Genomic DNA, 7,500 nt, shown 5'->3' with positions numbered 1-7,500 from the left:
AAAAAAACTTCAATTTTCTTAATTACATTTATCAATTACTAGATCTTCTCGAACATAATTACAAAAAGATAAGTGTAATCATACCGAACTATAATTATGAAAAATACTTACCTGATCGAATCGAATCGATATTAAACCAAACCTACCCTCTTTACGAACTAATTTTCTTAGACGATGCCTCCACTGATCATAGCGTATCAACTTTTAAAAAGCTGCTCTCAAAAGAAAATAAGACCCACCTGAAGGTTCAACAGATTATTAATGATAAAAACTCTGGTTCTGTATTTAAACAATGGATAAAAGGAGTCTCTGCAGCAACTGGTGATTATATTTGGATCGCAGAGGCCGATGACTTATGCGATAAGACATTTTTACAAGAGGTGATACAGGGGTTTTATATAAATAACAATATTACCTTAAGTTACACACAATCAAAACAAATAGATGAACAAGGAAATGTATTGGCTAATCATTATTTAAATTACACAAATGATATCGATAAAGAAAAATGGAAAGCCCCCTATTTTCGAAAAGGAGTCGAAGAAATACAAGATACGTTACTTATCAAAAATACTATACCTAATGTTTCAAGTGTAGTTTTTAAAAATATAGATATGAAGAAAACAGAAAAACAGTTAGAGAAGTTCAAAATAGCTGGTGACTGGTTCTTCTATGTTTCTCTTCTTACAGAGGGAGATATTCACTTCAATCCAGCCCCCTTAAACTATCATAGACGACATTTAAATAGCGTAACGAGAACAGAAGATTCATACTCCCATTACAATGAAGTTGTGCAAATGCAAAATTTCATTAAAGAAAGATTTACTATCGACGACATTTCTAAAATGAAAATGTATACATATAGAAAGTATCTTAAAGCATACTTAAAAATTTAAACATGTGCTTTCTATGCCATCAATATCTCTTTTAAGTTGCTACTATTACTCAAGGGAGGAATACTCTTTGAAAGACTTTATAGAGGAACATAAAGATTTAATTTCTCAAATCGCACACAGCTATAATGTAAATGCAAGTATCCATCCTGAGGATCATATCTTTCAGTTCATTGTCACTAATCCTGTCTTCCCATCAAAAAAAGAAGCGATAGATTACTACTTTAAAGATGGGAAAAACTCAGCACAAATACTCTTAAACTTAATTACTTCCCTTTATCCTCCTACAGGCAATCCAATTCAATTGTTAGAATTTGCATCCGGATACGGCTGCGTAACACGTCATTTATTAAATCTACAAACGAGTTTGAGTATAACCGCTTGCGATATACACGAAGAGGCCATTTCCTTTATTGAAAACAAATTAAATAATTCTTCTATATTATCTCATCCTGAGCCTGAACAGTTAAAATTGGACTCCTCTACATACGATATCGTTTTTTGTCTATCCTTTTTCTCTCATATGCCTGATACAACTTGGTTTCGTTGGCTACAAACATTGTATAACGCTGTTTCACCTGGTGGTTTATTCATTTTCACAACCCATGGCTATCAAAGCAAAAAATACTTTGGGTTTCCAAATTTAAATGAAAAGGGCTATTGGTTTCTCTCTTCTAGTGAACAATTTGATTTAGATGTGAATCAATACGGACAAACGATAGTTAGCCCCTCTTACGTGTGTGACAAAATTAAATTATTACCCCATAACCCAATTATCAAAAAGTATACTGAAGGATTTTGGTGGGAACATCAAGACCTTTGGGTTATAGAAAAAGAAATAAAATAATAACCCACGCTCTGCTTATATACAAGTAGAGCGTGGGTTATTATTTTTTACTACATAAGAACTCTTCAATCCATAGCTTATTTAATCTAATCCCATGTTTAAAATCTATTTTAGGTTCCCAATTCAATTCTTGTTTTACCTTATCAATATTTAAAATGATTTTTTGAACGTTCTCTTGTTTTTGTTTGTAACAGATAAAATCCACTTTTCTTTCTGTTATTTTCTCTAATTCCACTATAATTCGTTTTAAAGAAAGACCTTTGCCACTCCCTATGTTGTATACGCAAGATTTCAATTGATTTAATTGTGCTAGTTGTATAGTAATTTCAACTAAATCATCGATATAAATATAATCTCTAATAATCTCCTCTGGATTCCCATATATATGAATCCTTTCATTACTGAGATGCTGGTACAAAAAACAATTTATCGCCCCAACTTTTTTTAAAGGGTTTTGGTATTTTCCATACGGATTAGAATATCTACATACAACATAATCTATTCCATATTTTTTCTTATAAAAATACAAATAATTCTCCAGCGAAACTTTTGTTATTCCATACGGGGAAAGTGGTCTTAATGGATGTTTCTCATCAATAGGCAAATATTCAGGTTCACCATAAACTGTGCCTCCCGAAGAAGCTAATATAATTTTTTTAATACGAAATTCTTTAACACTTTCCATGAAATTAAGAAAAAATAGACTGCTATTAATATCGCCAAAAACGTCTTCAATTGAAGTTGCTACGTTAGACGTCGCAGCTAAATAAATAATAATATCTATATTCACTAAAGCCTTATATATATCCTTAACATTTTCTAAATCACCTTTAATAAATTCAACTTCACTTATAATATTTTGAGGAAAATTATTTATATGTCTGGAAAATACTTTTACATTTTGTCCCTGTTTCAATAAACCCAATGCGAGGTTGATACCAATGAAACTATTTCCACCTACTATTAAATAATTATTCTTCCTCATAATATCATCTCTCTAGTAATAAATTTTTCCTATCGTCAAACTTAAAAATATACACAAATAAACTGGATCATTTTGATTATTCATCCTCTTATCATTGTATGTTTGTTATAAATTTTCATTATCTTTATTTTCTATTTTCATTTTAGAATAGCTTCCTTATTAAGGTTGACTGCAAAAACAATCATAATATTTACTCATCCCCATGAATATATTTAATAAACAATCCTCACTTGTTTAACCCATAAAAAAACTTCTAAATACACAAGGTTCTAAAAAAAGGAGTGCGAAACTCATGAAAAATATAAATCAAGAACTTTTAAATCATGTAATCCTACATAAAGATCGAATTCCCCATTACCATAAAGACTTTCCCCTTATACTATTTTGGAGTCATAGAAGCGGATGCACCTCATTAGCTAATTGGTTCTTTTTTCAAATTGGATTATTTACTGAAGCAAAGAAATACAATGACTTTATTCATTACTATGAGTTCTGGGTGTATAAAAACAGTACAAATTACATTCAACATTTACAAAATAGTCTTCTAGAGGCTAAAAAAAATGTTTGTAAACTTGTACGAAATCCTTATACAAGGGCTGTCAGCTCATTTTTATTACTTGCTGACAATCCATATGCTAGCCCACAATGGGAGAGCATCCGTCATTATTTTTATAATGATAAATATAGTAATCAAGGAATATCATTTAAACAATTTTTATATTACGTTCAGGCATTCGGTTCCAATTCCCTAGCATTAGATATACATTTTAGTCAACAATACGTCCCTGGTGAAGAAAACTTCATTCAATGCTATATTCCTTTAGAAGATTTTAATACACAAATCACTAAAATAGAACACATGTACGATTTAACAAAATCTAATTTAGCACTTCTTACAAATTCAGATCATCATCGCGCTCACAAGATGATTTATGCAGGAAGCTATGCAGAACTTAGCATTACAGATCCAGGCTTTCCCCGATTTCCAACATACGAAAGCTTTTATGATAAAGAAACTATGGACTTAGTTACAGAAATATACGCACAGGATTTTGAAATGTACCCATACACGAAAGGGATATTTTAAGTCTATACATTTTTCCACGAATAAAAGCTGATACATCGCATAGCATAAAGTGAAACTTTAATTCGAGTGGGAGTTAATTATTCTCTTTCCCTAATCGTAATTTTAAGAGATACCTAACTTTCACCCATTTCCTTTGATTTCGCTGATTGTTGACGTGTATCATATTTTCCATACATAAATTGCATTTATTAACATAGGAGGGATATTGTGTGGAAATCAATTTGAAACACAATAATGGGTACTGCGTTATTTGCGAAAAGAAAGCTACATTTATAGAGCATAATGATTGGCTTAGAGATCATTATTTATGTTCTACATGTAACTCTATACCAAGGCAGCGAGCTTTAATCCATGCTTTACATACATTTTTTCCAAAATGGGATTCCTATAATATTCACGAATCCTCTCCTGGAGGAATTACGACTCAGCTACTATTAAAAAACTGTAAAAACTATACTTATTCTCAATACTTTAGAAATTATCCTCTTGGCCAATACTTTCAAGGTATTAGATGTGAAAACTTAGAAGACATGACTTTTGAAAATGAATCTTTTGATTTATTCATTACTCAAGACGTTTTTGAGCATGTAATGACGCCAAACAAAGCCTTTAAAGAAATAGAACGAGTATTAAAACCTGGCGGTGCTCATGTATTTACTGTCCCTTGGTATCATACACTCACAAAAACTGTGCAAAGAGCAAAAATGAATAAAGAGGTGATTGAATATATTGAAGAGCCCATTTATCATGGAAACCCTATTGATGAGAATGGATCTTTAGTAACGTTCGATTGGGGGCAGGATATGATTGAATATATTTATACACACGCAAATATGTATACAATTGTTTATTTACCAAAGGATAGATCACTAGGGCTAGATGCTGAATTTTTACATGTTTTTATTAGTAAAAAATATGTAAAAAATTTCTAAATACTATATAATTCAGTGATTTAATAAATCAATAGTAACTTCCCACTACTTGAACTACGAATAATATAAGGGGGATATAACTTGAAAATAATCGCTTTTTACTTACCACAATTCCATCAAATAAAAGAAAATGATCGATGGTGGGGGGAAGGATTTACTGAATGGACAAATACTAAAAGTGCACGACCTTTATTTTCAGGACATTATCAACCTAGGGAACCTTATCAAGATTTTTATTACGACTTAACTACCCCCTCCGTAAGAAAGTGGCAAGCAAAAATCGCTAAAGCATACGGGATATATGGTTTTTGTTATTATCATTACTGGTTTAAGGGAAAAAGACTATTAGAAACACCCTTTAATGAGGTATTAAAGATGAAGGAACCTGACTTCCCTTTTTGTCTTTCTTGGGCAAATGAACCATGGACAAAATCTTGGGATGGTCTCGATAAACATATATTAATGCCTCAAGACTACGGAGATATATCTGATTGGAAGGAACACTTTGATTATTTATTACAGGCTTTCCAGGATGAGAGATATATTTATATAGATGATAAACCTCTATTCATTATTTATCGTCCAGGACATATTCCTGATTGTGAAAAAATGCTTAATTACTGGAATGCATTAGCGCGAGAAAATGGTTTAAAAGGTATATACTTTGCTGAAACATTAAACAGTTTTCCACTACCTAATATAAATGGATTTGATGCTAGCATTCAGTTTGAACCTTTCTATACAATTGCCCATGATAGCTCTTCAGACATAAATAAGGTAATATATGATTCTGATATGCAATTAAATGTTTGGGACTACGATAAAGTATGGATGTATATATTACAACGATCGCTCCCAAAGAAAAAAACATTTCCTGGTGCTTTTGTTGATTGGGATAATACTGCACGACGTAAAAACGCGAATAGTAGCATCTTTGTAGGTTCTACCCCTGAAAAGTTCACCATATATTTAAGCAAGCAAATTCATCGGACTTACTCTTTTTATAACAGCGAGTTTTTATTTATTAACGCATGGAACGAGTGGGCGGAAGGAACTTACTTAGAGCCAGATAAAAAATATGGATTTTCTTATTTAGAAGGGGTTAAAAATGCAATTGATAGAGGTATGAAAGCATACAAAAAAGACGAGTCATTCTGACTCGTCTTAAAGTTGCTTGGCGACGTCCTACTCTCACAGGGACAAGGTCCCAACTACCATCGGCGCTAGAGAGCTTAACTTCCGTGTTCGGTATGGGAACGGGTGTGACCTCTCTGCCATCATCACCAAACTATGAAGGCATATTCCTTCAAAACTAGATAACATTGCTACATATTATATGGTTAAGTCCTCGATCTATTAGTATTCGTCAGCTCCACATGTCACCATGCTTCCACCTCGAACCTATCAACCTGATCATCTTTCAGGGATCTTACTAGCTTACGCTATGGGAAATCTCATCTTGAGGGGGGCTTCATGCTTAGATGCTTTCAGCACTTATCCCTTCCGCACATAGCTACCCAGCTATGCCCTTGGCAGAACAACTGGTACACCAGCGGTGCGTCCATCCCGGTCCTCTCGTACTAAGGACAGCTCCTCTCAAATTTCCTACGCCCACGACGGATAGGGACCGAACTGTCTCACGACGTTCTGAACCCAGCTCGCGTACCGCTTTAATGGGCGAACAGCCCAACCCTTGGGACCGACTACAGCCCCAGGATGCGATGAGCCGACATCGAGGTGCCAAACCTCCCCGTCGATGTGGACTCTTGGGGGAGATAAGCCTGTTATCCCCGGGGTAGCTTTTATCCGTTGAGCGATGGCCCTTCCATGCGGAACCACCGGATCACTAAGCCCGACTTTCGTCCCTGCTCGACTTGTAGGTCTCGCAGTCAAGCTCCCTTATGCCTTTGCACTCTACGAATGATTTCCAACCATTCTGAGGGAACCTTTGGGCGCCTCCGTTACACTTTAGGAGGCGACCGCCCCAGTCAAACTGCCCACCTGACACTGTCTCCCGGGTCGATAAGACCCGTAGGTTAGAATTTCAATACAGTCAGGGCGGTATCCCACCAGCGCCTCCACCGAAGCTAGCGCTCCGGTTTCAATGGCTCCCGCCTATCCTGTACAAACTGTACCAAAATTCAATATCAGGCTACAGTAAAGCTCCACGGGGTCTTTCCGTCCTGTCGCGGGTAACCTGCATCTTCACAGGTACTATAATTTCACCGAGTCTCTGGTTGAGACAGTGCCCAAATCGTTACACCTTTCGTGCGGGTCGGAACTTACCCGACAAGGAATTTCGCTACCTTAGGACCGTTATAGTTACGGCCGCCGTTTACTGGGGCTTCAGTTCAGAGCTTCGCTTACGCTAACCCCTCTCCTTAACCTTCCAGCACCGGGCAGGTGTCACCCCCTATACTTCGCCTTACGGCTTCGCAGAGAGCTGTGTTTTTGCTAAACAGTCGCTTGGGCCTATTCACTGCGGCTTTCCGTTAAGAAAGCACCCCTTCTCCCGAAGTTACGGGGTCATTTTGCCGAGTTCCTTAACCAGAGTTCTCTCGCACACCTTAGGATTCTCTCCTCGCCTACCTGTGTCGGTTTGCGGTACAGGCACCTTTTATCTCGCTAGAAGCTTTTCTTGGCAGCGGGGAATCAAAGACTTCGCTCCATAAGGAGCTTCCCCATCACAGCTCAGCCTTTATGATAAGCGGATTTGCCTACTTATCAGCCTAACTGCTTGGACGTGCACAACCAAT

At 36.0% G+C, this 7,500-nt stretch carries 6 protein-coding genes and 2 rRNA genes (2 of these 8 only partly in view); 5 read left to right on the top strand and 3 right to left on the bottom strand.

Going from position 1 to position 7,500, the window contains the following annotated elements; all coding sequences use genetic code 11:
- Positions 1–896, top strand: partial view of a glycosyltransferase gene (locus NST86_RS01615; RefSeq protein WP_227593491.1) — the 3' end only. The gene continues 1,036 nt to the left of window position 1, outside the view; the window shows 896 of its 1,932 coding nt (coding positions 1,037–1,932); the start codon falls outside the window, past its left edge; it ends in the stop codon at positions 894–896.
- A gap of 67 nt (positions 897–963) precedes the next feature.
- Positions 964–1,740, top strand: coding sequence for a class I SAM-dependent methyltransferase (locus NST86_RS01610; RefSeq protein WP_000651234.1), 777 nt, complete (start codon positions 964–966; stop codon positions 1,738–1,740).
- Positions 1,741–1,780: 40 nt separating this feature from the next.
- Here NST86_RS01610 and NST86_RS01605 read toward each other — a convergent pair whose 3' ends face one another.
- Positions 1,781–2,725, bottom strand: a complete 945-nt coding sequence (locus NST86_RS01605) for an NAD-dependent epimerase/dehydratase family protein (protein ID WP_001230831.1) — start codon at positions 2,723–2,725, stop codon at positions 1,781–1,783.
- A gap of 292 nt (positions 2,726–3,017) precedes the next feature.
- Here NST86_RS01605 and NST86_RS01600 point away from each other — a divergent pair, with 292 nt between their 5' ends.
- From NST86_RS01600 to NST86_RS01590, 3 genes are all read left to right on the top strand, one after another.
- Positions 3,018–3,812 (top strand): sulfotransferase family 2 domain-containing protein, encoded by a 795-nt coding sequence (locus NST86_RS01600; RefSeq protein WP_000790052.1) that lies wholly within the window; start codon positions 3,018–3,020, stop codon positions 3,810–3,812.
- Positions 3,813–4,021: 209 nt separating this feature from the next.
- Positions 4,022–4,744, top strand: a complete 723-nt coding sequence (locus tag NST86_RS01595) for a class I SAM-dependent methyltransferase (RefSeq protein ID WP_000405115.1) — start codon at positions 4,022–4,024, stop codon at positions 4,742–4,744.
- Between the two features lie 81 nt (positions 4,745–4,825).
- Positions 4,826–5,902: a glycosyltransferase WbsX family protein gene (locus tag NST86_RS01590; protein WP_016119031.1), complete on the top strand. Its 1,077-nt coding sequence runs from the start codon at positions 4,826–4,828 to the stop codon at positions 5,900–5,902.
- Between the two features lie 14 nt (positions 5,903–5,916).
- Here the strand turns inward: NST86_RS01590 and rrf are convergent.
- Positions 5,917–6,032 (bottom strand): 5S ribosomal RNA (rrf, locus tag NST86_RS01585).
- Between the two features lie 48 nt (positions 6,033–6,080).
- A 23S ribosomal RNA gene (locus NST86_RS01580) occupies positions 6,081–7,500 on the bottom strand (it continues 1,503 nt past the right edge of the window).

Origin of the sequence: Bacillus sp. FSL L8-0199 (assembly GCF_038005705.1) — a bacterium.
In the GTDB taxonomy this organism is placed as follows: Bacteria; Bacillota; Bacilli; order Bacillales; family Bacillaceae_G; genus Bacillus_A; species Bacillus_A cereus.
This window is presented reverse-complemented; position numbering and strand designations above follow the sequence as displayed.

What these genes read in the sequence shown, in the direction of transcription:
- NST86_RS01605 (WP_001230831.1), bottom strand. Translation starts at nt 2,725, where the DNA reads ATGAGGAAGAATAATTATTTAATAGTAGGTGGAAATAGTTTCATTGGT.
- NST86_RS01600 (WP_000790052.1), top strand. Translation starts at nt 3,018, where the DNA reads ATGAAAAATATAAATCAAGAACTTTTAAATCATGTAATCCTACATAAA.